This window comes from Pedobacter steynii (genome assembly GCF_900103665.1).
In the GTDB taxonomy this organism is placed as follows: domain Bacteria; phylum Bacteroidota; class Bacteroidia; order Sphingobacteriales; family Sphingobacteriaceae; genus Pedobacter; species Pedobacter steynii.
Map to the genome: position 1 here is coordinate 538,996 of NZ_FNGY01000002.1, position 24,815 is coordinate 563,810.

24 protein-coding genes are annotated in these 24,815 nt (G+C 43.3%); 18 read left to right on the forward strand and 6 right to left on the reverse strand.

Annotation, left to right across the window (positions count from 1 at the left end):
• From BLQ87_RS06490 to BLQ87_RS06530, 9 genes are all read left to right on the forward strand, one after another.
• Nucleotides 1–822 carry a DUF4843 domain-containing protein gene (locus BLQ87_RS06490; RefSeq protein ID WP_074605321.1) on the forward strand — a complete coding sequence of 274 codons (822 nt, stop codon included), beginning with the start codon at nucleotides 1–3 and terminating at the stop codon, nucleotides 820–822.
• Between the two features lie 10 nt (nucleotides 823–832).
• Nucleotides 833–2,332, forward strand: coding sequence for a PKD-like family lipoprotein (locus BLQ87_RS06495; protein WP_172664831.1), 1,500 nt, complete (start codon nucleotides 833–835; stop codon nucleotides 2,330–2,332).
• A gap of 58 nt (nucleotides 2,333–2,390) precedes the next feature.
• A complete protein-coding gene (locus BLQ87_RS06500; RefSeq protein ID WP_074605323.1) occupies nucleotides 2,391–3,650 on the forward strand; it encodes a peroxiredoxin family protein in 1,260 nt (419 codons plus the stop codon).
• A gap of 77 nt (nucleotides 3,651–3,727) precedes the next feature.
• A complete protein-coding gene (locus BLQ87_RS06505; protein WP_074605324.1) occupies nucleotides 3,728–4,861 on the forward strand; it encodes a TlpA disulfide reductase family protein in 1,134 nt (377 codons plus the stop codon).
• A gap of 298 nt (nucleotides 4,862–5,159) precedes the next feature.
• Nucleotides 5,160–6,032: a pirin family protein gene (locus tag BLQ87_RS06510; protein WP_074605325.1), complete on the forward strand. Its 873-nt coding sequence runs from the start codon at nucleotides 5,160–5,162 to the stop codon at nucleotides 6,030–6,032.
• Nucleotides 6,033–6,047: 15 nt separating this feature from the next.
• Nucleotides 6,048–6,356, forward strand: a complete 309-nt coding sequence (locus BLQ87_RS06515) for a GNAT family N-acetyltransferase (RefSeq protein WP_074605326.1) — start codon at nucleotides 6,048–6,050, stop codon at nucleotides 6,354–6,356.
• A gap of 28 nt (nucleotides 6,357–6,384) precedes the next feature.
• Nucleotides 6,385–6,687 (forward strand): GNAT family N-acetyltransferase, encoded by a 303-nt coding sequence (locus BLQ87_RS06520; protein ID WP_074605327.1) that lies wholly within the window; start codon nucleotides 6,385–6,387, stop codon nucleotides 6,685–6,687.
• Nucleotides 6,688–6,767: 80 nt separating this feature from the next.
• Entirely contained in the window at nucleotides 6,768–7,187 is a 420-nt protein-coding gene (locus BLQ87_RS06525; RefSeq protein ID WP_074605328.1) for an OsmC family protein, read from the forward strand.
• A gap of 101 nt (nucleotides 7,188–7,288) precedes the next feature.
• A complete protein-coding gene (locus tag BLQ87_RS06530) occupies nucleotides 7,289–8,695 on the forward strand; it encodes a pyridoxal phosphate-dependent decarboxylase family protein (RefSeq protein ID WP_074605329.1) in 1,407 nt (468 codons plus the stop codon).
• A gap of 17 nt (nucleotides 8,696–8,712) precedes the next feature.
• Here the strand turns inward: BLQ87_RS06530 and BLQ87_RS06535 are convergent, their stop codons facing one another.
• Together BLQ87_RS06535 and BLQ87_RS06540 are read right to left on the reverse strand one after the other, a co-directional pair.
• Nucleotides 8,713–9,468, reverse strand: a complete 756-nt coding sequence (locus BLQ87_RS06535; RefSeq protein WP_074605330.1) for a carbon-nitrogen hydrolase family protein — start codon at nucleotides 9,466–9,468, stop codon at nucleotides 8,713–8,715.
• Nucleotides 9,458–10,006: a GNAT family N-acetyltransferase gene (locus BLQ87_RS06540; protein WP_074605654.1), complete on the reverse strand. Its 549-nt coding sequence runs from the start codon at nucleotides 10,004–10,006 to the stop codon at nucleotides 9,458–9,460. The genes BLQ87_RS06535 and BLQ87_RS06540 overlap by 11 nt, the downstream gene beginning before the upstream one ends.
• Before the next feature lie 144 nt (nucleotides 10,007–10,150).
• Between BLQ87_RS06540 and BLQ87_RS06545 the strand changes: the two genes are divergently transcribed.
• The gene (locus BLQ87_RS06545; protein WP_074605331.1) at nucleotides 10,151–10,723 is read left to right on the forward strand and encodes a GNAT family N-acetyltransferase; all 573 of its coding nucleotides are present in this window, start codon (nucleotides 10,151–10,153) and stop codon (nucleotides 10,721–10,723) included.
• Nucleotides 10,724–10,770: 47 nt separating this feature from the next.
• On the opposite strand, the gene BLQ87_RS06550 is transcribed toward BLQ87_RS06545, so the two are convergent.
• Nucleotides 10,771–12,300, reverse strand: a complete 1,530-nt coding sequence (locus tag BLQ87_RS06550) for a choice-of-anchor I family protein (protein WP_074605332.1) — start codon at nucleotides 12,298–12,300, stop codon at nucleotides 10,771–10,773.
• Nucleotides 12,301–12,548: 248 nt separating this feature from the next.
• Here BLQ87_RS06550 and BLQ87_RS06555 point away from each other — a divergent pair, with 248 nt between their 5' ends.
• Both BLQ87_RS06555 and BLQ87_RS06560 read left to right on the forward strand, forming a co-directional pair.
• Nucleotides 12,549–14,471, forward strand: a complete 1,923-nt coding sequence (locus tag BLQ87_RS06555; protein WP_083361726.1) for a PAS domain-containing sensor histidine kinase — start codon at nucleotides 12,549–12,551, stop codon at nucleotides 14,469–14,471.
• Between the two features lie 316 nt (nucleotides 14,472–14,787).
• Complete coding sequence (locus BLQ87_RS06560) at nucleotides 14,788–15,177, forward strand: VOC family protein (RefSeq protein WP_074605334.1); 390 nt, start codon at nucleotides 14,788–14,790, stop codon at nucleotides 15,175–15,177.
• Nucleotides 15,178–15,179: 2 nt separating this feature from the next.
• Here the strand turns inward: BLQ87_RS06560 and BLQ87_RS06565 are convergent, their stop codons facing one another.
• Genes BLQ87_RS06565 through BLQ87_RS06575 form a run of 3 tightly spaced genes read right to left on the reverse strand, consistent with a single transcriptional unit; the run spans nucleotide 15,180 to nucleotide 17,884 of the window.
• Entirely contained in the window at nucleotides 15,180–15,770 is a 591-nt protein-coding gene (locus BLQ87_RS06565) for a LutC/YkgG family protein (RefSeq protein ID WP_074605335.1), read from the reverse strand.
• Complete coding sequence (locus BLQ87_RS06570; RefSeq protein WP_074605336.1) at nucleotides 15,763–17,139, reverse strand: LutB/LldF family L-lactate oxidation iron-sulfur protein; 1,377 nt, start codon at nucleotides 17,137–17,139, stop codon at nucleotides 15,763–15,765. The genes BLQ87_RS06565 and BLQ87_RS06570 overlap by 8 nt, the downstream gene beginning before the upstream one ends.
• A gap of 4 nt (nucleotides 17,140–17,143) precedes the next feature.
• Nucleotides 17,144–17,884: a (Fe-S)-binding protein gene (locus tag BLQ87_RS06575; protein ID WP_074605337.1), complete on the reverse strand. Its 741-nt coding sequence runs from the start codon at nucleotides 17,882–17,884 to the stop codon at nucleotides 17,144–17,146.
• 258 nt (nucleotides 17,885–18,142) lie between these two features.
• Between BLQ87_RS06575 and BLQ87_RS06580 the strand changes: the two genes are divergently transcribed.
• The 6 genes from BLQ87_RS06580 to BLQ87_RS06605 all read left to right on the forward strand — a co-directional run bounded on the left by BLQ87_RS06580 (nucleotide 18,143) and on the right by BLQ87_RS06605 (nucleotide 24,815).
• Nucleotides 18,143–19,177, forward strand: coding sequence for a LacI family DNA-binding transcriptional regulator (locus tag BLQ87_RS06580; protein WP_074605338.1), 1,035 nt, complete (start codon nucleotides 18,143–18,145; stop codon nucleotides 19,175–19,177).
• 51 nt (nucleotides 19,178–19,228) lie between these two features.
• Nucleotides 19,229–20,431: a glycoside hydrolase family 88 protein gene (locus tag BLQ87_RS06585; protein WP_143010359.1), complete on the forward strand. Its 1,203-nt coding sequence runs from the start codon at nucleotides 19,229–19,231 to the stop codon at nucleotides 20,429–20,431.
• Between the two features lie 99 nt (nucleotides 20,432–20,530).
• Nucleotides 20,531–21,373 carry a 5-dehydro-4-deoxy-D-glucuronate isomerase gene (gene kduI / locus BLQ87_RS06590; protein ID WP_074605340.1) on the forward strand — a complete coding sequence of 281 codons (843 nt, stop codon included), beginning with the start codon at nucleotides 20,531–20,533 and terminating at the stop codon, nucleotides 21,371–21,373.
• A 60-nt stretch (nucleotides 21,374–21,433) separates the two neighbouring features.
• A complete protein-coding gene (locus tag BLQ87_RS06595; RefSeq protein WP_074605341.1) occupies nucleotides 21,434–22,573 on the forward strand; it encodes a DUF4861 family protein in 1,140 nt (379 codons plus the stop codon).
• A gap of 24 nt (nucleotides 22,574–22,597) precedes the next feature.
• Nucleotides 22,598–23,368 carry an SDR family oxidoreductase gene (locus BLQ87_RS06600; protein ID WP_074605342.1) on the forward strand — a complete coding sequence of 257 codons (771 nt, stop codon included), beginning with the start codon at nucleotides 22,598–22,600 and terminating at the stop codon, nucleotides 23,366–23,368.
• 4 nt (nucleotides 23,369–23,372) lie between these two features.
• Nucleotides 23,373–24,815: a sulfatase family protein gene (locus tag BLQ87_RS06605; RefSeq protein ID WP_074605655.1), complete on the forward strand. Its 1,443-nt coding sequence runs from the start codon at nucleotides 23,373–23,375 to the stop codon at nucleotides 24,813–24,815.

Below are 24,815 nucleotides of genomic sequence, written 5' to 3' on the forward strand. Positions count from 1 at the left end.
ATGAAGATGAAATACACTAACTATCTGATCATAACTGGAATTATCCTGATTACCGGTACCCATTTATCTTGTAAAAAGAGTGGCTTAATCGTTTACGAATCAGCCCGTAGTTTATATTTTGATGTGACCCCCAAAGAAGCCTTTTTAAATCCAGAGGGTGATCCTACGAAAACTACAGATTCTGTGATGGTACTTTTTTCCTTTATGGAGAATGCAGTGACAGAAACTGAGCTCAAAATCCCAATAAAAATGGCTGGTATACAAAGTGAGGTGCCACTTGCTTATACCATTGCCATAAATCCTGTCGGGAGTAGCGCAACAGATGGCGTTGATTTTGAGTTGCCGAAGCAGCTCCATTTCCCGTCCCGTCAAAGTGTCGACACACTTAGGATAAAGGTTAAACGTACCAAAGGTATGTTGCAAAAGGCCCTTACGCTGGCATTGGAACTTAAACCAAATGAGAATTTCGAGGTCGTGCTTAAGCCAAATATTTTAAAAACCAGGGCAACAAATGTGAGGTGTTATTTTAGTGATATCCTGTCTCCGCCACCTGGTTATGTAAGTACGGAAACTGTAAGTGGCGCTGATTTTTACTATGGTACATTTTCAAGAAAAAAATTATCAGTTATTACAACTGCTGCAGGTAATATCTTTCTACCCCCGCCTACAGAGCGTACAGTATACTATACTTTGCTTATGCGTGATCCATCCTTTCTGAGTTCGGTACTGAACAGCTATCTGCAAATGCAGAAGCTGACAGGAAATACAATTTATGAGGAAGATGGAACTGAAATGGCAGCTGGTCCTTTTTATAAAAAATAATGCAAATGTTATGAAGAATTTGTTGAAAATAAAGATCCTTTTTTGTTCAATCGTATTCCTGGCAGGTTCCTGTAAAAAAGATCCTGGCAACTATAAATATGACGACATCAATGAGGCGGTGGTGAAGTTGGATACATTGTATGTTGTAAATACAGGTGAAAGTCCACAGATATCGCCAACGATAAGCTATACCAAAGACCCAACCGGTGATGAGAGCCGGTATGCCTATCAATGGTTACTGATTCCGCAGGGAGAAACTACTAGTGTGGCACCTCGGTTAATGGACGATGACAAAGTGTTTGATACTCCTATAGAGCTACCTGTTGGGGTACATGAAATGCTTTACCGTATCACTGACAAGGAGACCGGAGTATGGAAAGAATTTCCATTCAAACTGCTGGTGACTATACCAACATATGAGGGCTGGCTGTTATTGTCAGAAATCGCGGGACAGCAGAGCAGGCTGGATATGATGAGCTATCAATTTAAGACAAAAACCTATACCCCGTTGATAAACGTCTTGGCAGCGATGAATTCAAACCTGGTACTAAGTGGCTTGCCCAATTTTATTTGTTATAATAAAATGAGCATTGGGGCTGGAGGCACGGGCCTTAAAGACAGGCTGATGATTGCCACAACTAATCAAGCTGCTTTTCTGGGAGCCGACCTATTCGATTATGGCGGCTTTTTCAATGATTTTGAATTTTATATGCCGGGGGAAGAAAAGGCGACGGATGCCGGGGCAAACCTGGAAGGCACAGAACAGTATGCTTACTTAACAGTTAAAAATAGCATCTACTATGCCGGAAGCTTTGCTCAAAACCCATTTTTTGTCAAAATAAATAAACTAAAAACTACAGGAACATTGTTCAAATCTGCAGCTGATGTTTCTTTCAATGCTCAGGATGCCATAGCTTTTGATGAAGACAATTCAAGGTTTGTTTGGAGCAATAGCGGTGATTTGGGTTTTTCTCTTTACGCGGATCCTAAATTGAACAACCTGGATAAAACCCTGTTGTTCATGGTCCGTACCACTTACAATGGGGGGGAAACATTTGCGATAATGAAAAATAAGGCAGACAACCGGGTTTTTCTCTACAGACTGACTTCAAAGGTGCTTAACGATATCAGAGAAATAACTGGTACTACATTGACCCAGGCAGAAAATATAGCCGTCAACAGTGAGTATGGGTACATTTTTTACAGTGTAGGTGCTAAGGTTTATGAATATGATTTTGGTCTTGGTCTGGCCGTAGAAATGGCTGATTATGGAACAAGGAAGATTAGCCTCTTGAAATTTCAGGACATACAAGCTGGCACTCCTATGAATGGAGCCAGGTATGCGGAGCTACGTAAACAATTGCTGGTTTGCAGTTATGAGGAAAGTAACCTGAATACTTCTGGCATAATGGATGTGTACAACGTACCTGGAATAAATGCTCCTCTGTCGAAGACCATTTCATTTACAGGGCTGGGTAAGGTCGTGTCGGTTACTTATAGAAGCAGGTAGCCGGATAGAAAGGATAATGAAGAACTGTAAAGTGTTAAATTAAATAAATTAGATAAATATGAAAATTCAGAAGATTTTATTACTAGTGTTGTTTTTTTCAAATGTGGCCTGCCGGGGACAAAAACCAGAGGTGATTACTTCAGGTGTGATTAATTACGAAGTCACCTGGGATCTGGAGAAGGTAAGAGAGGGGATGATAGATGACAGGCTTCCGGAGTTGAGGGCCAACAACAAAACTTTGGAGATCAACGACTTCAAAGCCTATTTTGCAGACGATATGGTTCGTGTGATGATAGAACCCAGGAGAGGAGATCATATCTTTTTTCCTTCTGCATATCAGTACAATGCAAAAACCGGAAAGGCGATTTTACACGCCTATAACGGAACAAGTGAACATGCCATGAAACCGTTTAAGAACAGAAGGGAAACGGGTAAAACAAAAAAAATATTAGGGTATGACTGCAAGGAAATTGTGGCTACTGTTGAGGAGCCGGATGATTTTGTTTTCTGGGAAGCTGCAGCACTTCCGGCTATAACACCACTTAATCCTACGTTACCCGGCTTTAGTTATAAAGGTGCGGTGCTGGAAGGGCGTTTTAAAGAGTCTATTTATAAAGCTATATCAATAGAGAAAGGCCTGAAAGATAAAGGCATATTCGAAAGGGGAGCTAAAGCACTGACTGGAGGTACTTCTGTCTCAATGAACGGTGGTCAGGATGTTTCTGGTGGTGGTGATATGACAAATGTAGATATTCGTCCTGACGGGAGTATTGTCGACAAAAACGGAAAGGTTCTTGGTAAAACCGGGCCTGGAAGTGATGTTAAAAAAGACGATAAGGGTATAAGTGGGTTTGCTGATATGGCTCCTGTCACTGGTCGGACTTCCGGTAATCCGGGCTGGGATGGGAAAGTTCCGCCGTCGTTTGAAGCCGTAGATATGAAAGGAAAGAAGGTGTCATTGGATCAGCTAAAAGGTAAAGTGGTCATGCTGAATTTTTGGTTTATTGCCTGCCATGGCTGCGTTTTGGAAATGCCTATGCTAAACGAACTTGTCGATGAATATAAAGGTAAAGATGTGGTATTTATTGGCATTACCGGATACGATAAAAAGGCGGCGGTAGAGCGGTTTTTAACAAAAAAGACTTTTAAATTTGATATTCTGGCTGATGCGGGAAGCATTGTGAAGGATTATAATGTTACGGTTTTTCCGCTGAGTATGATCATTGGAAAAGATGGTAAGGTCGTGTATTCGGTTATCAGCGAAGAAGATTCAAAGACTAAGTTAAAAATGCATATAGACAATAGTTTAAAAAATTAAATAATAACCATCTACCTATTAAAAGCGGTCGTATGCTAAACTGAAAATGGTTTAGCTGCGACCTTAATTAAACAGTTATGAAAAAACTATTGATTACAATCATGTTCCTGGCTCCGATAATAAGCCTCGCACAAGAAGGCGCTTATACTTTAACGGGCAAGTTTAAATCGGCTGGTACCAGCGGAAAAGTTTACCTGAATTACAATAAAGGTGCTGCCAGCAAAAAAGACAGTGCGATTGTTCAGAATGGCAGCTTTGAATTAAAAGGTACATCTACCGGTCCTCAACGTGTCTTTCTGACATTTGTAAGTAAAGATACACCAAATGGTAAGAAACTGAGTGGCGGTCCCGATACCAGATCTATGTATTTGGATAAGGGAACTATTTTAATGAACATTGTTGATTCTGTTAAAACGGCAGAAATCAGCGGCTCCGTGATCAATACGGATCATAAGAAATATACAGCAGTACTAAAAGCATCTGAGGCAACGATGGCCGGACTAAATAAGGAGTATTCCAGTCTTAGTACAGAAAAGAAAAATGATCCTGCTACGTTAAAAGGTATGGAAGAAAGGTGGGCTAAAGCAGAGGAACAACAAGGACAGGCACTAACGGCTTATGTTCAACAAAATCCCGATTCTTATTTTTCCTTTGAAGCTTTACACAAGGTAGCTGGTCCTTATTTTGAGGTCAGTAAAGTGGAGCCTCTTTTTAATATTCTTTCAGCAAGTCAGCGCAGTTCTAAGGAAGGTTTGGCCTTTGCTGCTTCAATAGCAGTGGCGAAAACAACTTCTGTCGGGGCAACAGCACCTGATTTTACCCATCCAGATACAGGAGATAAAGCAGTAAACCTGTCTGATTTTAGAGGGAAATATGTGCTGCTGGACTTTTGGGCTTCATGGTGTGGACCATGTCGTGCCGAAAATCCTAAAGTACTAAAAGCTTACCAGGCCTGGAAGGACAAAAATTTCACGGTATTAGGGGTGTCCATTGACCAGTCAAAAGATAAATGGTTAGAGGCGATCAATGAGGATGGGATGCCATGGACGCAACTGATTGACCAGGATCAAAGTAATAAAAAGCGTGCAGCAGAGTTGTATGCGGTAAAAAGTATTCCTGCCAATTTTTTAATTGATCCCAGTGGTAAGATCATCGCTAAAAATCTGAGAGGAGAAGCCCTGGAAAAGAAGCTTGCAGAGTTGGTAAAATAACTTCCTTATGAGCTAATTAATAATTGTTTTTTGTCAGGAGTGAAGGTAAAGGTCAGCAATAGCTGGCCTTTTACATTTATCTGTTTTTTGAAATGTCAGCAGCCAGTTTGAATTTCTTAATCTGGATTAAGTTTTTTCCGATCACTTCTTATCCTATATCAATGTGGGAGAAAAGATTGCTGGGTATCTTTGTATACAATAATTCAAACAGCAAATGGTTAGCGGAGCTTAGCAATGTATAAGCTTTGAAAAGCCGTAAATTGTTTGGGTGATGACCTAAAAAACAAGGAGAAACAAAATGAAAAAGTTAATTGAAAAAATCGTGACAAATTCTGGCAGACCACATATGGTTGGTGATGGATTCAGGGTATTTAATTATATCCCCGGAGCAGGTATTCCTCAGGAGAGAATAAGTCCGTTTTTACTTTTGGACTTTAATCCTGAATATGATTTCGGTCCTTCAAATCACATGAGGGGAGTGGGCGTCCATCCACATAAAGGTTTTGAAACGGTAACCATCGCCTATAAAGGAACGGTTGCACACCATGACAGTACCGGAGCCTCAGGAATCATCAATTCCGGAGACGTGCAATGGATGACCGCAGGAAATGGAATTTTGCATAAAGAATACCATGAAGAAGCCTTCTCAAAAAAAGGTGGCCCTTTTGAAATGGTGCAGTTATGGGTAAATCTTCCTAAAAAAGATAAATCCACAACGCCACATTATCAGGAGTTGACTGCTGCGGGAATGGGCAAAATCGAATTGGCGGATAATGCCGGTGTAGTCAATGTCATTGCAGGAAACTTTAATGGCGTTGCCGGACCTGCAGAAACGTATAGCCCGGTGAATTTATTCGATTTAAAATTGAATGAAGGCGGAGAGGTCATTACGACGATTCCGGCCGGACACAATACCGCATTATTGGTGGTTAATGGCAGCGTGGAAGTAAACGGAGAGATTGCCGGAGAACATAGCTTTGTCTTGTTCCGAAACGAAGGAGAGGAAATCCATATTAAAGCCAATCAGAAAAGTGTTATCTTGGTGTTGAGCGGGGAACCTTTGAATGAGCCTATCGTAAGTTACGGTCCCTTTGTAATGAATACTGAAGAAGAAATCAGTCAGGCTATCGTTGATTTCAATATGGGTAAATTTGGTGTATTAGCTGATTAATTAATATTTAAAGATATGAATGAGGAATATGAAGTACTTCCGCTGGTTAAGAACTCAGAGGAGAAACGTTTTGAACTGAAGGTAGGTGAGTATACTACATTTATCGACTATAAGGAGCATGATAAAAAGATCTGGCTGATCCATACAGAAGCTCCTGCCGAATTGCAGGGCAAAGGTGCGGCGACAGCGGTGATTGAGAAAACCCTGGCTTATCTTGAAGAAAACGGATATACACTTATTCCCATCTGTCCGCTGGTAGCAGCTTATCTGAAACGCCATCCGGAATGGAATAGAATTTTAGACCCAAGCGTTAGACCTCATTAAGGGGTTTAACACTTTAAATGAAACGCAGATGCCGGAGACTTTTGAAGTAACTCACAATAAAGAACAGCTCCAGTTTGAAGTCGCCCTGAACGGAGAGAAGGCGATCCTCTCTTATCGTTTGTATAAGAAAGATATTGCAATGATGCACACCACGGTGCCTAAAGAAATGGAAGGTAAAGGCATTGCTTCTGCGCTGGCAAGGTATGCTTTTCAGTATGCCGCTGATCAACATAAGCTGGTCATGGTTTATTGCCCTTTTGTTTCCGGTTTTATCAAGAAACATCCGGAATACCGTCAGCAGCTTGACCCGGAATATCACCGCAATAAATAAATGATACACCCATTGCCTCAACAGGCCTGATAAGTCTGCTGAGGCAATGTCATATAAAACGAATTGACGCGCTTATAAAAATGGAAAAAAAATATATTCTGACCGAACCTTTGGTGGCCAGCATTGCTGAGATAAAATACCAGACAAAAATAGAATGGCGAAATGGCGTATTGCTTTCGGATGAGCCGGTAAGTTTAGGTGGCCAGGACCTTGGGCCTGATCCTTACACCTTACTGCTGTCCTCACTGGCAAGTTGTACCCTGGCAACCCTTCGCATGTATATTGACCGTAAGGAATGGACCGTTCCCGAAATTACAGTGCAAGCAAACCTCTTCCAAAGAATTGTAGAAGGAAAATTGCTAACGACCATTGAAAGGGCCATCTTTTTCAATCAGCCGATGGAAGCTGAACAAAAAGACAGGTTGCTGAAAATCGCGCAATCCTGCCCGATTTCCAAAATTCTAAAGAACGAAGTGCAGATCATAGACGATGTTTTTTAGTCCCGGCTCTTCCAACTGTCACCCTCAAAATAAATAAATCTGCATTGTCTTTATGCAGATTTATTGTTGAAGATTTGTGTTGTCGATTAACAAGAAATAACATGAACGAGATTTTAAAGGGGGACCTGAATGACCTGGAATTGATTTTAAATCAGGTGAAAGCCGAAGGGCTGGAGTTTTTAAAAGGGATCAACGACAGGCGGACAAGCACTAACGCTGAGCCGATGGAGTACAGTAACCTGGAAGCACAAGGTTCAGGTGCGCTTGCTGCGCTCGCGGCATTTAAAACCCGTTTCGATGATCTGATTGTGGCGGCTACCGGCCCCAGGTATTGGGGTTTCGTGACCGGAGGATCAACTCCCGCAGCAATTGTGGGGGATTGGCTGGCTACGGTTTATGATCAGAATACCCAGACGGTTAAAGGACAGGGAGACATTTCCGCCAATATTGAATTGGAAACTATCCGGTTATTGCTGCAATTGCTGGGGCTTCCGGAAGATGCTTATCTTGGTGGTTTTGTAACCGGCGCAACGATGTCTAATTTTAGCTGCCTGGCTGTCGCCCGCCAATGGCTGGGCACGCAACAAGGTCAGGATATCGCTAAAACAGGAGTCTCCGGAACATTGAAGGTCTTATCGGCAATGCCACATTCTTCCGCAGTAAAGTCGCTGGCTTTATTGGGGCTTGGCAGTCAGAACCTGATCAAAGTAAAGGTGATGCCAGGCAATAGGGAGGCGATGGATATGAACGATCTGGAGCAACAGATTTTGGAATTAAATGGCGCTCCATTTATTCTGATTTCCAGTGGAGGAACGGTAAATACTGTAGATTTCGATGATTTTGAAGCGATCTCTAAATTAAGGGGCAGGTATAATTTCTGGTGGCATATCGACGCGGCTTTCGGTGCTTTTGCGGCCTGTGCCCCGGCATACGCGCATCTGTTAAAAGGATGGGAGCAGGCAGACAGCATCACGGTAGATTGTCATAAATGGTTAAATGTTCCTTATGAAAATGCTTTTTTCCTGGTTAAAAAAGAACATCGGTTATTGCAGATGGCCAGTTTCCAGAATTCCAATGCTCCTTATCTTGGAGACCCCCTGGACAACTTTAATTACCTGAATTTCCTGCCTGAAAATTCCAGGCGCTTAAAAGCTTTGCCGGCCTGGTTTTCCCTGAAAGCTTATGGATCTAAAGGATATCAGGATATTGTGGAAGGTTGCATTGCCAGGGCAAAAGAACTGGCGGCTTTTGTAGAAAATGGAGCGTCTTTTGAACTTTTGGCACCTGTTCGGTTAAACACGGTTTGTTTTACGTTAAAAGGGGAAGAACGTCAGGATCAGGTGTTCGAATTTCTAAGGATCCTAAATGATCAGGGAGTGGTCTTTATGACGCCAACTGTTTACGGAGGGCAGCACGCAATCAGGGCTGCTTTTGTGAACTGGAGAACTACAGCAGATGATGTGTTGATGGCGATTGAACAATTAAACCAGGCCTTAAAAAAGATTTAAGACCTGTTCCTATGGCTTTAATTTTCTGTTCTTGCAGACCAGATGCCATTTTCTTTTGTGGCGATGAGCAGGGCTTCACCTGTTCCTTCAACCTCATGCAGGAGCGTTCCGCCGGCAGTCCAGATGGCATTTCTTCCTGCAGCATCATAACCTCCGGAAGGAGCGCCATAGTTGGACAGGATTACGGTCAGCTGAAATTCTGAGGCATAACTTTTTAAGAAGGCCGCATCTGTTGCATAGCCGTTCTTACTGATCAGGGCACTTGGGAAATAAATGCTGCTCTTGCTTTCAAAGGCTTTTGCTGCATGTTCATGATGCGTGAGATCAGCACAGATGGCACAGAAAATTCTTTCCTCATTCAAATGGATGATGACGTCCTTTTGATTTGCCTGAGCGGTAAAAAAGGCATCTTCAGAACCCAGATGGAGAAATTGTTTGGTGTACAAGTCTGTTCTCCCATCCGGATAAAAGAGGAAAGAACCGATATGAAGACCTGAATCCGATCGTGCCGGTGCACCAACGATGATGATCATGTTATGTTGCCGGGCTGCCTGAGCCAAACCTTCCAGTCTTTGATCATTTAACGTAAATGCCAGTTCATCTGCCAGGTCCATCTCATAGCCTGTTAACGACAATTCAGGAAAGCAGATTAATCCTGCCTGATGTTGCGCTGCACGCGCAATCAGTTGCAGGTGACTATCGGTATTGGCGGCTACATCACCTCTTTTAGAAATGGATTGGGCAGCCGCTATAATGGTTTTATTATTCTTCATTTTGTTTCTTTAACCAGTCTTCTTTAGAGATCTCAAACCAATCACAGGCGATGCCTTCATGGTCAAATTGTTCGGTGATTTTAAGACCGGACTTTTGCAAGGCATGCCTTGATCCTGCATTTTCCCCATGTGCCATCGCGTAAACATGGCTTAATTTAAGTTCTTCAAAAGCATATTTTAATGCTGCTTTAGCCGATGCTGTGGCATAACCTTTTCCCCAATGTTGTTTAAGAAAGCGGTAACCTACTTCATAAAAATGAACGCGGTTATTGATTTCTGTTGTGATGAATTTTAAACCACCCCAACCTACAAATTCGTTACTTTCTTTATCGATTACTGCCCACCGGCCAATGCCGTTTTCTTCATATTGCTGTCTGATAAACCGGATGTTTTCCTCGCTTTCTGAAAGCTGCGTATAAGGCTTGTTTCCTAAATATAAATGGACTTCAGGATCGGAATCCATCTCAAACATTTTCTGACTGTCGGACAACAGAAGCTCCCGCATGATGATCCGGTCTGTTTCTGCAAAAATTTTCATATCTATTGTTTTTATGGCGCTACTGGCCAAAATCGGCATAATCTTCTGCAATTTCAATGGAGTGATGTTTTTTATTTGTAAATAAGTTTTTGTTTCTATAGTTTAAGGAAGAAAAATATTCTTAATATTGAGCGCTCAATCACTATGAAAATCAAGAAGATAACTACAGAACGTCTTTACTTAATTCCATTTACAATCCCCATTGCACAGGAAGTGCTGAATCAGCAGTACACAATTTTGTCGGATATGGGGCTGAATCTTAGTCAGGGTTGGCCCGATGAAGACATGATGGAAACCTTGCCCAGAATTGTAACCAACCTGGAATTGGTGGAAGAACCTTCAGGGTTTGAGTCCTGGTTAATCGTTGAAAAAGAAAGTAAGGCAATTATCGGAGATATCGGTTTTAAAGGGAAACCAGATCCGGAAGGATCAGTAGACCTTGGCTATGGGATTGTTGATGCCGCAAGGCGCAAAGGTTATGCCGTTGAAGCCGGAGCAGCACTCATCAAATGGGCATTTAAGCAACAGCAGGTGAAAGTGATTACCGCCCGCTGCATGCATGTAAATGAAGGTTCTACCAAAACCCTGGAGCGTCTTGGCTTTTATCAGAAAGTGATCAAAGAAGAGATGGTTCATTGGTTTCTGCTAAGGGAGCCAGGTTCAAAAACAATAAACGCGCTATCTCAGTTCAAGATATTGTTCCATTTTAAGCCATAAAAAAAGGCAATACCAGATTTGGTATTGCCTTTTTAGATTCAACTAATTTATATCGTTTTTGGTGTGTATACTTTGACTACACCATCTTTCTCACTGCTGACCACAAATAAACTCTTTTTGGTAGGGCTGTTTTTAGCGGAGATGAAAAGTACGCCTTCCGGTTCTACACCAGTTTTTAATATTTGATAAAAGACAGGAGCAGCAGGATTGGTCACATCATAAGTAGCGACTGAAGTAGCTCTTTCCATTCCAACGAAAGCCAGCTTTTTAGTGCCTACTGTTCCAATCGCTATGCCTTCCGGCTCTACACCTTTATCGTCACTTCTGTTGTCGTCGTAAAATCCTGCAGCGATGGCTTTTACTTCAAGTTCGTTTTTACTATCGAACACCTGAGTACCGCTATTGCCGTTCCATACGCTGAACGAGCGTGCACCAAAGGAATAAAGTGCATCAAAATCTCCGTCTCCATCGGTATCTCCCAAGGTTGTGGTGATGTTGAGTCTTCCCAATTGATCTTCTTTTTGCAATAAGCTGGCGGTAGGGAATGCCGTTGGATCGAGCTTTATATCTTTGATTCTTTTCGACTCCACAAAAGCACCGGTATATTCCCTTACATCACCTTCGTTGGCGGTGAACAAATAAGGTGTTCCTCCGGATTCCAGCAGTGCGATGGCATCAGGAAGGTACATGCCTTTCAATGGCCATTTTCCTAAGGTTGTCGAGCTGTTGTCTTTGTCGCTTGGATTGATCCCGTTTGCATCTGTATTGTAGTCTTTGAAGCCCAAAGGGAAGATATCCGTAACAGTTTTCGATGCAATGTTGATTTTAGCGATCGCATTGTTTTCCTGCAAAGTTACCCATGCAGTTTTTGAATCTTCAGAAATGGTGATGTATTCGGGTTCGATGTCTTTCAGAAAGTCTTTGCCAGGGCCAAAAATGCGGAATCCCTTTGCTGCCAATGCCTCTTGTTGTCCGGCAAATGCAGAGAAATTAATCGTGTTGACTGCATAGTTCTCATTTACTGAAATGATGGACACCGTGCCCACAGGATCTACCGTATAGTCTGCACTCGGTTCTCCTTCATTTGCTGTCAAAATGTATTTTCCATCAGGAGAAAAGGTGATCATGTCTGGAAGTGCGCCTACCGAAATCACTTTAATTTCGCTGTAATCACTCGTTTTAAAAACAGCTACTTTGCCATTTTCTGTTTTGTTGACCGCTTCAATGGCAGCGGCAAGTTTCCCATCGTACACGCTTAAACTGTTTACCAGACCGCCATAAGCTGCGATGCTGATGCTCCCGATCTTTGTCATGTTTTTCGGGTCTTTGAAGTCGATCACATCGATCCTGTTGTTGTTCGCGGTGTTGTTGACCACAAATAACCTGTTGGTGGTCGGATCAAAGGCGGTAATCTCTGCCGCTCCTTCATCACCAATATCAAGGCTGCCAATCTCTGCAAAGGTCGCAGGATCTTCGTTGACGATGATTTCCGGGGTTTCTTCTACCGTCTTAACGTTGTCTTTTTTACAACCCAGGAAGGCGAGTAACATTAAACCAAATAGTAAGTTTCTTTTCATAAAAGCAGGTTTTTTAGGTAAGGAAATGTGGCTTGTTTGTAAAATGTATGGTGGTTCCAATCAGACAAAAGTACCCTCCGGATGTTATCTGGTTTTAAGGTCTGGATTATGATATTGTTAACGATAGCGGGGCTGCTTAACCTAAATGACGTCATTGAAAAAACTTACCTGTTATTTTTCCATTCAAAGAACATGGGCATAAAAATTGTACTTCTCCAGACAAGGCTTTCAAGTTAATTTCAACAGGTATGAACAATGGTTACTCAAAAGATTTGGACGATTCTCTATACACAGGAGCAATGTTTCAGTCTTTTTTCAAAGACTCCCCTCAATCTGTAGTGATTAAGGCGAATACCCCTCACTTTACCATCCTGGCGGTCAGCGACCGTTTTGTAGAAATCTCACTGAAAAGCAGGGCTGAATTACTCGGAAAAAACCTGTTTGATGTTTTTCCTGACAATACGAAGGACCCCTCTGGAAAGGAACGTGCATTTACGGCCATTACAGAGGTGATGAAAACAAAAAAGAAAGTAGACCTTCCCATTTATAAATACGACATCTATTCCAGTGAAACCGGGAAGATGGAGCCCTTTTACTGGTCCAACTCGAATCAGCCGATATTCAACGAAGCAGGAGAGGTGAGCTATATCGTGAATACCACCAGCAATGTTACTGCTCAGGTAATGTTAAAGGAAATGGCCGCTACTTCCGAAGAAAACCTGGTTTTGCAGCAACAACGCTTGAACAAGATGTTTTTGAAGGCACCAATGGGGATGGCGTTGTACTCAAAAGACGATTTTGTGATCGAATATGCCAATGAAGCCATTTGTAAAATGTGGAACAAAGGTGCGCCGGAAGAGGTTCTTGGACATTCCATTTTTGACTTGATCCCTTCCTTACAGGAAGCCGGTTACCGGGAAATCTATAAGCAGGTGGTCGAGACCGGAATCCCTTACCTGAGCAAAGAATCCCCTGTTACCTACGACCGCAACGGGGTGATGGAGACGTACTATTTTGACCTGAACCTCGAACCTGTATACGGGCCGAAGAAAGAAATTACAGGGATGCTCTCCCTTGCAAATGAGGTCACAGAGCAAGTGTTGACCAGAAAAAATATAGAAAACGCAGAAGAAAGACTCCGCCTTGCTTCAGAAGCCACAGGCATCGGAAGCTGGGATTTGGACCTCCAAACTCGGGACATCATCTATTCTTCCAGTCTGGCCGACCTCTTTGGTTATCCGGGAGTCACTGACCTGAGTCATGAGCAACTTCGTGCCGTCATCCATCCTGAAGATACAGGCGCGGTAGAAGTCGCCTTTCAAACCGCATTGATTTCCGGGAAATATAACTATCAGGCCAGGATCATCCGCCCGGACAAGGTCATTTACTGGATTAAAGTGACGGGAAAAGTATTGTTCAGTAGGGAGGGTACACCGTTGAGGATGCTGGGAACAGTAATGGACATTACGGAAAGTAAACATGAGGAAATCCAGAAGAACGATTTTATTGCCATCGCCAGTCATGAGTTAAAAACGCCATTGACCTCTTTAAAGGCCTACGCGCAGTTGCTCAAAACGGGAAAAGGAGTGTCTGATCCTACCTTTGTAAGCAGTATCGGAACGAGGATAGAAGGTCAGATCAATAAAATGACTAAACTTGTCTACAGCTTTCTTGACCTCTCTAAAATAGAATCCAACAAAACAGAGCTGACAAAGGAGCTGATCAGCCTGAACCAGATCATTTCTGATGTGGCCAGCGATTACCTGTTCCAGGAGAAAAATCATCCTGTTACCTTTGAACCTGAAGAACTGCCTTTGATTTACGCAGACCGTCATAAGATTACACAAGTGATCGACAACCTGATCAGCAATGCGATTAAATATTCTCCTCAGGGAGGAAAGGTAATCGTTACCGCAAAACGACAAGACCAGGAGGTGTTGGTTTCCGTAGAAGATCATGGAATTGGAATCGACAACAACCATACGCAGAAGATCTTTGACCGCTTTTACCGGATTGACGACCTCCAGGTAAAGAATGCTTCCGGATTTGGCATCGGTTTATACCTTTGTGCAGACATCATTGCCCGGCACGAAGGCAAGATTGGCTTGCAAAGTGAACCTGGTGTAGGAAGTAATTTTTATTTCACTTTACCGGTTCAGCCTGGTCATTAAAAATATCAGTCGTTCCTTTCTCCTGATCCATCACGCTCATTTTTCCAATCTATTCCTTGCTGAGGATATAGGGAAAATGAATATTTCGATTCCTTAAAGAAAAATTAAATCGCTAGTTTTATAATGATGAAATCATAAGTATACTGCTTACAAACAGCAATGAACGTGCTTATGATCGCTTCATGACCATTAAACCGAGTTTACGAGCTCTTGAGAGCCATTGAACTGAGCTTGCGAACTCTTGAGAACCATTGAAAAGCAATAAAAAGGTCGAAAAAAATCAATAAAAAGATCGAAAAAAAACAAATATATTCTGATGAAAAACTATTTAGGAAGGATGATCGTACTGGTCAATGACTATGAGGCCGCGGCAAAATTTTATGAAAAGAACTTTGGCTTTCATCGCTTGTTTGATACGACTTCGCCTGAGGGAGAGCGCTACCTTCATTTGGGTACGAAAGGTGAAAATGTCCTGGGCATCTGGTTAATGCTGGCAACGGGTGAAGAGCAACAGCAAAAAGTTGGTCATCAGACCGGAGGTGCACCCTTAATGGTGATTTATACCTCCGATATCATAGAACTCTACCAGCAGCTGATCGTGAATAAAGTCCTGATCAGTAAGAAACCAATGCTGGGCGATAGTTTCCGCTTTCTTCATTGTCAGGACTTGTATGGCAACGAGATCGTTGTTGTAGAGCTGAACTGATTTTAACGGCTTTCCATAATAAAGACCGTCATGTTTTTTGGCCCATGGGCACCCAATACCAGAGATTGTTCAATATCTGCAGTCTTTGAAGGACCCGCAATGAACGTTCCGAAACCATAAACGGAATCGGCTACTTTTCCATACGCTTCATGCATATTGGAGTAAATGTCTTTTCTTTGAACCACAACGGCTAACTGCTGACAAATAAAAGGAACGACCCTTTGCTGCATTAATTCCTCTGTTACCCAGAGTGCCGCATTTTCTGCTACCCCAAAATGAGCTTTGATCAGGGCAATGTCTATGTCTTCATAGTTGTGCGGATCTTGTCCTTCCCATCCTGCTTCCGTAACTTCAGCAAGCTCCGGCAGGGTAGAAATGATTCTTTTCTGATCTGCAAAATGTGTCTTTATATAGTCCTGAATCTCTTCGTAGCTGCTTACAGGAACCGCGGTTCCGCCAATGTTGCCAAGCACCGTACTGAACATGGCTACAGGATCCGCATATTGCAGCGGAGCTGTTAAATCGGCAGGTAAGCTGGTTAATTCCGGTTGGTGTTCTTTGATGCGGGAAAGGATCTGGGCTCTGCTATTCATTGTTATTTTTCTTATACCATTCACTGAAAGACTGTTTTGGAGGCTCCGGCATGTCGCGTTGTTTATACCAGGCATTGAGCTTATTGTTGACCATAAACGGTGCATTTTTCATCACCCAACGGCCAGCTTTTCCCGCGGTTTTATAAAGCGAAGGATGGGATAAGGTGAAGTCCATTGCCTTCATGGCGATGGTTTTCCCGGTATCGGCATAACCTTCTTTCACGATGACTTGTCGCCATTTATAAAGTTGCTCATGGATGTTGATCTTTACGGGGCATACATTGGTGCAGGAACCACAAAGGGTAGAGGCAAAAGGTAAATCTGCATATTCCTTCATGTCCAGGTTAGGGGCAAGGATGGAACCAATCGGGCCGGCAATGGCGGTATGGTAACTGTGTCCGCCACTTCTGCGGTAAACCGGACAGGTATTCATACAGGCACCGCAACGGATACACTTCAGTGAATTGCGGAAATCTGCTCTTCCCAATTGTTTGGTCCGCCCATTGTCTACCAGGACCAGGTGCATTTCCTGTCCGGCTCTGGGTTTGTTAAAATGACTGGAATACGTGGTGATCGGTTGCCCGGTTGCACTTCTGGCAAGTAACCTTAAAAATACAGCTAAATGTTTTCTCTTAGGGATGATCTTTTCAATGCCCATGCAGGCAATGTGTACATCGGAAAGGTGTGCGCCCATATCTGCATTGCCTTCATTGGTACAAACGACAAATTCTCCCGTTTCAGCAACGGCGAAGTTGACACCGGTAATGGCTGCTTTCCGGGTCAGAAATTTCTCCCGAAGGTGAACCCTGGCAGCGGCAGTCAGAAACTGAGGGTCGGATTCTCCTTTAGGCGTACCCAGGTGTTCATGGAACAGTTCCCCGATTTCTTCTTTCTTTTTATGGATACAAGGCAGTACAATATGACTTGGCGGCTCTTCTGCGAGCTGAACGATGCGCTCTCCAAGGTCGGTATCAATGACTTCAATACCATTCTTTTGCAGGTGCTCATTCAGGTGGCATTCTTCCGTCAGCATGGATTTGCTTTTTACAATCCGCGTAACGTTTTGTGCTTTTAAAATAGAATGGACAATCTGGTTGTGTTCTTCGGCATCAGCGGCCCAATGTACGGTGATGCCGTTTTGTTGTGCTTTGGCCTCAAACTCCAGTAAGTAATCGTGGAGGTTGGACAATACATTGTCTTTTATTTGCGAAGCATTTTCGCGGAGTGCTTCCCATTCGGGAAGGGTATGGGCTGCTTTATCCCGTTTGGCGCGAACAAACCAAAGGGTTTCATCATGCCAGTCTACACGTGCTTCGTCTTCGTTAAATATATCGGCTAATCCTGCGTGGTCCTTTCTTCCTGTGTTCATCTTTTTAAACTTCTTCTGCGTTTAAGATTTCGGCGATATGTAAAACCTTCACCTGGCTGTTCTGGCGGCGTAAGATCCCCTCCATGTGCATCAGGCAGGACATATCTGCAGCGGTGATGTATTGGGCGCCATGGTTGACATGATCGGCCACGCGGTCTTTCCCCATTTTCACGGAGATGGCTTCTTCTGCCACGCAAAAGGTACCGCCAAAACCACAGCATTCATCCGGACGGCTCAATTCTACCAGTTCCAGGTCCTGCACCATTTGCAGCAATTGCATGGGTTTTGAAAATGGAGCGGCAACAAGTTCCGTCATCTGCGACATTTTTAATCCGCGCTGACCATGGCAGCTTTGGTGTACGCCTACCTTATGAGGGAAACGTGCAGTCAGCTTCTCGACCTTTAAGATATCGGTTAGAAATTCAGTCAGTTCATATACTTTTTTACGGACGTTTACCGCCTTTTCTTCCTCCTCATGACTGTGCAGGTGTTCCTTGACGTGTAAAACGCAGCTCCCGGAAGGAGAAACGATATAATCAAACTCCGCAAAGTTTTTAATGAAAAGGTCATTGCAACCACTGGTAAGGTGCTCAAATCCTGAGTTCGCCATCGGTTGCCCGCAACAAGTCTGATGAATGGGATAACTCACCTTAACACCTAATTTCTGCAGGAGTTTTAAAGTGGCAATTGCCGCATTCGGATAAAACTGATCAATGTAACAGGGGATAAAAAGGCCTACATGCATAGCTGGGAAATTCCTATAAAAACGGGAAGGTAGATCTTTTTATTGAATTATGAAAACCTTGGTAAAACGTTAATCCAATCATTCTGGCCCTGATCTTAGCAGGACAGGGATTTACATATTGTGCGTCAATTGCGCTTAATATATTGCCAAAATAATGAAGGAGATATTGTCACCTTTAAATTACTGAAAACGTTTTCATTTTATTGCAGAAATGATTAGCTTGCCTTTGTTTAGTTTCCAATAATTTCAATTCTATTAATGAATAAGGACAAAAAACCACAAGAGAACACGATTCTTGACATTGCGGAAGCTTTAAAGCTTTCTCCGGCAACAATTTCAAGAGCGCTGAATAACCATCCTCATGTAAAGGAGAAGACAAAGAATGATATTCTGAAGATGGCAGCTCAACTGGGGTATAGAAGAAATCAGATGGCTTCGGGATTAAGAAGCAATAAGACTCATACCGTCGGACTGATCGTTCCGCGCATTTCTATGTTTTTCCATGCGGAGGTCATCACGACGATTCAGAATAGCTTACACAAACATGGATACAACCTGATCATTTGTCAGTCTAACGACCTCCTGACGATGGAGCAGGAACTTGCAGAGATCTTATATTCTTCAAGAGTAGATGCATTGATCGTTGCCTGTACCTTACAAACCACGGATTTTAGCCATTTCAACAGATTGGTGGACAGCGGGATTCCGGTGATCTTTTATGATCGGGTTCCTTTAGATCCCTATAATGCGACTTTCATTAAAGGTGATGATTTCAGAGGCGGTTACCTGGCTACTTCACACCTGATCGAAACGGGGGGTAAAAGAATTGCGCATATTTCCGGAAAACTGACTTCTAACCTTTACCAGGACCGGACGGCAGGATACCGGAAAGCGATGGAGCAACACCAGCTTCCGATTAACGAAGACTGGGTGTTTCATCAGGAACTGACGCATGAAAATGCCAGGGAAGCAATGTCCAGGATGTTTGAAGGGCCGGTAGTTCCGGATGCGTTGTTTGCGGCGAATGATGTAACGGCTATTGCTGCTTTAGAATTTGCAAAAGAGAATGGGATTGTTGTTCCGGATGCGCTGAAAATGATCGGCTATTCCAATGATCCCAGAACCTCGATCATTTCTCCTTCCTTATCTACGATAGAACAACATCCGGACCTGGTAGGCAAAAAGATTGTGGAAGTGTTAATGGATTTACTGAAGAACGGACACGAAAACGCGGAGGTGAAGGCGAAGCCTTATGTCATCCCGGTAGACCTGATCAGAAGAATGTCCTCTTAAAGCGTTAATGAATACTGTGTTTAATATAAAATTTGAAATAAATAATTGATTATGCGGAAGCTTGTAGTTTTTTTTAGCTGTTTGATGATGAACAGTATGGTCTTGATGGCCCAGAAGGAAGAGGGAAAGATTGGAATGGGACAGTTGATTGATGAACAGTTTAAATTTGCAGAACAGCAATATAAAGTGCTGGCCAAAAATGTTCCGGCAGATGTGATGCCCCAGACCTATAATGCAAAGACGGATAAGGTCCAGACCAGTGATACCAAATGGTGGTGCAGTGGTTTTTTCCCTGGAACACTTTTATATATTTATGAATACACAAAGGATGCAGCAATTCTGAAAGAAGCGAATGCCCGATTGGGAATCCTTGAAAAGGAAAAGCATTATACCGGAAACCATGACCTTGGTTTCATGATGTATTGCAGTTTCGGAAATGCCTACCGCCTTTTCAAAAAGCCGGAAGATAAAGCGACAATTGATACGGCTGCGGCTTCTTTAACCACAAGGTATCGCCCTGCGGCGAAAGTGATCCAATCCTGGAATTCCGGTAAAAAATGGGGCGGACCAGTGATCATTGACAACATGATGAACCTGGAATTGCTGAGCTGGGTGAGCGACCATGGAGGAGATAAAAAATATAAAGAGATTGCCATTACGCATGCAAACTCTACCTTGAAAAACCATTTCCGCCCGGATTTCAGTTCTTATCACGTAGTAGATTATGACATGAAAACAGGGAAAGTGGTCAAGAAACAGACTGCTCAGGGGGCTGCTGATGAATCTGCATGGAGCAGAGGACAAAGCTGGGGACTATATGGTTACACGATGATGTACCGCTTTACCAAAGACAAACGTTACCTGTCCCAGGCAACGAAAATCGCCAAATTTATCCTGACCAATCCACACCTGCCGAAAGACCTGGTTCCTTACTGGGACTTCGATGCGCCGGAAATTCCGAATGCACTTCGTGATGCTTCTGCTGCTGCGGTAAATGCTTCTGCTTTATTGGAACTGGCGCAGTATTCGGATAAAAAAGACCGTAAAATGTATGTTGCTGTTGCCGAAAAGATGATCCGTGCACTTGCTTCGGATACTTACCGTGCTAAACTTGGAGAAAATGGTGGTTTTCTGTTGATGCATAGTGTGGGCTCCATTCCTCATAAATCAGAAATTGATGTGCCTTTAACCTATGCAGATTACTACTTCCTGGAAGCTTTACACCGTTATAAAAACTGGTATTTAAAATCCTAAGACGTTTAAAAAAAACGCCTGAAAATTCCGGGTGAGTTCCATCAACTACTGATGCCGGAGAAAGAACAATAAAACAATAACAAAATAAAAAAGAATAAGATGCAAACATATTTTGAAAGCCGGTTCGCACTGAGCCCTAATGAAGGAAAACAATTAGATACCCAGGCTTTACGCGATAACTTTTTGATGGAAAAGCTTTTTGAAGCGGATGCCATCCACCTGACTTTATCTCATTACGACCGCTATATTTTTGGTGGGGTGATGCCGGTAAATGAAACGGTATTACTTTCTAATCCGGAAAACCTGAAAGCAAATTATTTCCTGGAAAGAAGAGAACTGGGGATCATCAATGTGGGTGGAAAAGGAACCGTAGTTGCTGATGGAACGAGTTATGAAATCGATTTCAAAGAAGCCTTGTACTTAGGGAAAGGTACAAAGGAAGTGAGTTTCGCCTCGGCCGATGCCAGTACACCTGCAAAGTTCTACATCAATTCTGCACCTGCACACCATACTTATCCCTCAAAGAAAGTTTCAAAAGCAGAAGCGGAAGTGGTGGAGCTGGGATCTGCAGAAACGGCAAACCACAGGGTGATCAATAAACTGATCGTGAACAGTGTGTTGCCCACCTGCCAGCTGCAAATGGGAATGACGGAACTGAAAAGTGGCAGCGTATGGAACACCATGCCGGCACATACCCACGACCGCAGGATGGAAGTATACTTCTACTTTGAAGTGCCACAGGGACAAAGTGTTTGTCATTTTCTGGGGCAACCACAGGAAACGAGACACATCTGGATGCAAAATGAACAGGCGGTAATTTCGCCGAACTGGTCTGTACATTCGGGAGCAGGAACGAGCAATTACACCTTTATCTGGGGAATGGCCGGAGAGAACCTGGATTACGGAGATATGGACCACTGTGCCATCACCGAATTAAGATAAATCATATAAGGCTGCTCAGAATGTTCTGAGCAGCCTTATCAACTTAAACTGTAAGAACCAATGAAGAAAATAATCTTGTTTTTGTGTGCATGCGCAACCTTGCCTGTCGCGCTTTCTGCGCAAACAAAAAATGGCAAAGCGATCGTCAGCATCCAGAATACTTCTAAAATAAAAAGAACGGGGGCTGTAACGGCAGTAGCATGGAAAAGTATCCTTGCTAAATTCCCGGGCATCGATACCGGCAATTTTAAAGTGCTCAATGCAGCCAATAAAGAAGTCCCTTTTCAGTTGGTTTATCAGGGACAGACGGATCCTCAGCAATTGCTGGTCCAGCTGGATGTAGCGCCAAATGCCTCAGTTAAATTAGCTGTCGTTCCGGGAAAAGCGGCAAAAGCTGTTCAGAAAACTTTCGGACGTTACATTCCGGAACGTAAAGATGATTTTGCCTGGGAAAATGATAAAGTAGCTTTCAGAATGTATGGCAAAGCTTTGGAAGCTTCGCCAAAAGAAATGGCTTATGGGCTGGATATCTGGGGTAAACGTACCACCAGAATGATCCTCAACGAACGTTATAAAAGAGGGGAATACCATGTAGACCATGGAGATGGCAACGATTATTATCACGTAGGGCTGACTTTAGGCGGAGGTGATATTGCTCCTGTTGTCAAAGATAAAATCTATTACCCGTTAAATTACCGCAACTGGAAAATCCTGGATCAGGGACCTTTGCGCTTTACCTTTCAGCTGAGCTACGACAATTGGGATGTGGATGGGAAATCAGTAAAAGTGACCAAAACCATTTCTCTTGATGCCGGTTCTCATTTGAACAGGGTGGAAGCAAACTATGAATATGCCGGAACAGATGATTTACCGGTAGTGGTAGGGATCATCAAAAGAGCGGAACCTGGAAAGCTTTTATTGGACGAACAACAGGGAATCATGGGATACTGGGAGCCTCAGCATGGGGAAGATGGCATCACCGGAGTCGGTACCATCGTCGCTGATCCTAAGCTGAAAATGAAGGTGAGCAATGAACAATTACTGACCCAGACAAGCACAAAAAATGGGGCAGGGATCGTATATTACAATGGAACCGCATGGAACAAAGCAGGAGAAATCACCACTGCAGCTGCCTGGTTCGATTACCTGAATAATTTTAAACAAGCATTGGAACGGCCGCTAAAAGTAACTGTTCAATAAATTTAAATTCTTAAAATATAACAAATGTCAGTACTGGATTTATTTAATTTAAACGGCAAAATAGCCTTGGTTACCGGTTGTAAACGTGGAATTGGCAAAGCGATGGCCGAAGCACTTGCAGAAGCAGGAGCAGACATTATTGGCGTCTCTGCAAGCCTGGAACTGGAAAATAGTGCGGTTGAAAAATCTGTAAAAGCATTGGGAAGGAATTTCTCTGCTTATCAATGTGATTTCAACGACCGCAATTCTTTGAAAAGCTTTATTGAAACAGTGAAAGCGGCACATCCGGTGATTGATATCCTGGTAAACAATGCCGGAACGATCCTCAGACAACCAATTGCAGAACATTCAGACGAATATTGGGATGAAGTGATCGCGGTAAACCAAACTGCTCCCTTTATCCTGACCCGTGAAATCGGAAAAGAGATGATTTTGAGAGGCAGTGGAAAAGTGATCTTTACCGCTTCATTACTTACTTTTCAGGGCGGAATTACCGTTCCGGGATATGCAGCAAGTAAAGGCGCGATTGGTCAGCTGACGAAAGCCTTTGCCAATGAATGGGCATCAAAAGGGGTCAATGTAAATGCGATCGCACCGGGTTATATTTCTACCGACAATACCACTGCTTTAAGGGCAGATGAGAATAGAAGCCGCTCCATTATGGAACGCATTCCTGCCGGAAGATGGGGGGAAGCGGAGGACTTTAAAGGGCCTACTGTTTTCCTGGCTTCTGATGCTTCAAATTACATGCATGGTACAGTGATGACCGTGGATGGTGGATGGATGGGGAGATAAAACTATGAAAAAACCTTTACTGATCCTGGGATTACTTGCGCTGACGCTGTCGCTGAACGCGCAGGATAAAAAAGCGAACCGCCCGAATGTCATCATCATCAATATGGACGATATGGGCTATGGAGATACCGAACCTTATGGGATGACGGGTATTCCAACGCCCAATTTTAACAGGGCAGCAAAAGAAGGAATGCGCCTGACTCATTTTAATGCAGCACAGGCCGTTTGCAGTCCTTCCAGAGCTGCATTGTTAACCGGATGTTATCCAAACAGACTGAGCCTGGCCCATGCCTTAAATCCGGAAGCTAAAACAGCGTTAAGTACTTCGGAAGAAACGATCGCCTCTTTATTGAAAAAGGCAGGGTACAAAACAGGGATGCTGGGCAAATGGCACCTGGGTTCAAAAGCACCTTACCTGCCAACGCATTTCGGTTTTGACAGTTTTTACGGCCTCCCGTATTCTCATGATATGTGGCCGGTAGGATACGATGGAAAAGCGCTGGATTCCAGTACTTACAGAGGGAAGTATCCACGTTTGCCGCTTCTTGAAGGAGATAAAGTAGTGGCCTATAATGATAACCTGGAAGACCAGGGGAAACTTACAGGCACCCTGACAAAAAAAGCGGTTGATTTTATTACAGCGCATAAAAAAGAATCTTTTTTCCTATACCTCGCACAGCCGATGCCCCATGTTCCTTTAGCTGCATCTGCTGCATTTAAAGGAAAAAGTGAACAAGGACTGTTTGGAGATGTGGTGATGGAGCTGGATTGGTCGGTCGGACAGATCATGAAACGCCTGGATGAGCTTAAGTTATCGGAAAACACGATGCTGATCATTACCAGCGACAATGGCCCATGGTTAAACTATGGCGATCATGCGGGTTCTTCAGCTGGGTTAAGAGAGGGAAAAGGAACAGCATGGGATGGCGGAACAAGGGTGCCTTGTATCATCCGCTGGCCAGGGAAAATCGCTGCGGGAAGTGTCAATTCACAACTGATGGTCAACATCGATTTATTACCGACGATCGTTTCCATAACCAAGGCCAGTCTGCCAAAAAACAGGATCGATGGAATGGATTTCTCGGGACTGTTGACAGGGAAAACAGCCACAGGGCCAAGGGAAGTATTTTACTATTATTATGATGTCAATAACCTGAAAGCAGTCCGCTATAAAAACTGGAAACTGGTATTTCCGCATAATTCCAGAACCTATACCGTTGGTGTTCCTGGGAAAAACGGATACCCGGGCCCACAGCCTGACGTTCCTGTAAAAATGGCCTTGTATAACCTTTCCCACGATCCGGGCGAACAATATGATGTGCAGGCGAGTTTTCCCGAGATCCTGAAAAAGATCGAAGGATATGCAGAAGAAGCAAGACAAGATCTGGGGGATGACCTGACCAAACGTATTGGTGCGAACAGAAGACCTGCAGGAAAAGTAAATTAA

Bases quoted from the DNA above. Each gene is read 5' to 3' on its own strand.
- BLQ87_RS06490 (WP_074605321.1), top strand. From the start codon at position 1: ATGAAGATGAAATACACTAACTATCTGATCATAACTGGAATTATCCTG.
- BLQ87_RS06495 (WP_172664831.1), top strand. From the start codon at position 833: ATGAAGAATTTGTTGAAAATAAAGATCCTTTTTTGTTCAATCGTATTC.
- BLQ87_RS06500 (WP_074605323.1), top strand. From the start codon at position 2,391: ATGAAAATTCAGAAGATTTTATTACTAGTGTTGTTTTTTTCAAATGTG.
- BLQ87_RS06505 (WP_074605324.1), top strand. From the start codon at position 3,728: ATGAAAAAACTATTGATTACAATCATGTTCCTGGCTCCGATAATAAGC.
- BLQ87_RS06510 (WP_074605325.1), top strand. From the start codon at position 5,160: ATGAAAAAGTTAATTGAAAAAATCGTGACAAATTCTGGCAGACCACAT.
- BLQ87_RS06515 (WP_074605326.1), top strand. From the start codon at position 6,048: ATGAATGAGGAATATGAAGTACTTCCGCTGGTTAAGAACTCAGAGGAG.
- BLQ87_RS06520 (WP_074605327.1), top strand. From the start codon at position 6,385: ATGCCGGAGACTTTTGAAGTAACTCACAATAAAGAACAGCTCCAGTTT.
- BLQ87_RS06525 (WP_074605328.1), top strand. From the start codon at position 6,768: ATGGAAAAAAAATATATTCTGACCGAACCTTTGGTGGCCAGCATTGCT.
- BLQ87_RS06530 (WP_074605329.1), top strand. From the start codon at position 7,289: ATGAACGAGATTTTAAAGGGGGACCTGAATGACCTGGAATTGATTTTA.
- BLQ87_RS06535 (WP_074605330.1), bottom strand. From the start codon at position 9,468: ATGAAGAATAATAAAACCATTATAGCGGCTGCCCAATCCATTTCTAAA.
- BLQ87_RS06540 (WP_074605654.1), bottom strand. From the start codon at position 10,006: ATGAAAATTTTTGCAGAAACAGACCGGATCATCATGCGGGAGCTTCTG.
- BLQ87_RS06545 (WP_074605331.1), top strand. From the start codon at position 10,151: ATGAAAATCAAGAAGATAACTACAGAACGTCTTTACTTAATTCCATTT.
- BLQ87_RS06550 (WP_074605332.1), bottom strand. From the start codon at position 12,300: ATGAAAAGAAACTTACTATTTGGTTTAATGTTACTCGCCTTCCTGGGT.
- BLQ87_RS06555 (WP_083361726.1), top strand. From the start codon at position 12,549: ATGAACAATGGTTACTCAAAAGATTTGGACGATTCTCTATACACAGGA.
- BLQ87_RS06560 (WP_074605334.1), top strand. From the start codon at position 14,788: ATGAAAAACTATTTAGGAAGGATGATCGTACTGGTCAATGACTATGAG.
- BLQ87_RS06565 (WP_074605335.1), bottom strand. From the start codon at position 15,770: ATGAATAGCAGAGCCCAGATCCTTTCCCGCATCAAAGAACACCAACCG.
- BLQ87_RS06570 (WP_074605336.1), bottom strand. From the start codon at position 17,139: ATGAACACAGGAAGAAAGGACCACGCAGGATTAGCCGATATATTTAAC.
- BLQ87_RS06575 (WP_074605337.1), bottom strand. From the start codon at position 17,884: ATGCATGTAGGCCTTTTTATCCCCTGTTACATTGATCAGTTTTATCCG.
- BLQ87_RS06580 (WP_074605338.1), top strand. From the start codon at position 18,143: ATGAATAAGGACAAAAAACCACAAGAGAACACGATTCTTGACATTGCG.
- BLQ87_RS06585 (WP_143010359.1), top strand. From the start codon at position 19,229: ATGCGGAAGCTTGTAGTTTTTTTTAGCTGTTTGATGATGAACAGTATG.
- kduI (WP_074605340.1), top strand. From the start codon at position 20,531: ATGCAAACATATTTTGAAAGCCGGTTCGCACTGAGCCCTAATGAAGGA.
- BLQ87_RS06595 (WP_074605341.1), top strand. From the start codon at position 21,434: ATGAAGAAAATAATCTTGTTTTTGTGTGCATGCGCAACCTTGCCTGTC.
- BLQ87_RS06600 (WP_074605342.1), top strand. From the start codon at position 22,598: ATGTCAGTACTGGATTTATTTAATTTAAACGGCAAAATAGCCTTGGTT.
- BLQ87_RS06605 (WP_074605655.1), top strand. From the start codon at position 23,373: ATGAAAAAACCTTTACTGATCCTGGGATTACTTGCGCTGACGCTGTCG.